Below are 231 nucleotides of genomic sequence, written 5' to 3'. Positions count from 1 at the left end.
CCTTTAAGTTTATCTAGATTTTTAGCCGATACATTATGTTGCGCGAAGAAATTGAGTAACAAGCTCCACACATCATCTTTTGCAGCCACCCCACGGTCTTTGGCGGTAAAGATGACCGTTGTATTTTCTGCCGTATCATCTGTTCGCGTCCCTTCTAGCACAGTCAGAACTTGAGCAGGCGAACGCACATCGACCTGTTCACCTAAATAAGTGGGTAGCGCTCCTTTACCA

General features: G+C 45.9%; 1 protein-coding gene. It reads right to left on the bottom strand.

Annotated features, from left to right (window positions below; all coding sequences use genetic code 11):
* Positions 1-231 (bottom strand): NlpB/DapX family lipoprotein (locus tag Q4528_RS16505; RefSeq protein WP_303522881.1); only part of this gene is annotated, 231 nt, incomplete at both ends.

The organism is Staphylococcus pasteuri (assembly GCF_030547725.1).
GTDB lineage: Bacteria > Bacillota > Bacilli > Staphylococcales > Staphylococcaceae > Staphylococcus > Staphylococcus pasteuri.
The sequence above is the reverse complement of the archived record's forward strand: the minus strand, read 5'-3'. Positions and strand labels throughout refer to the sequence as shown.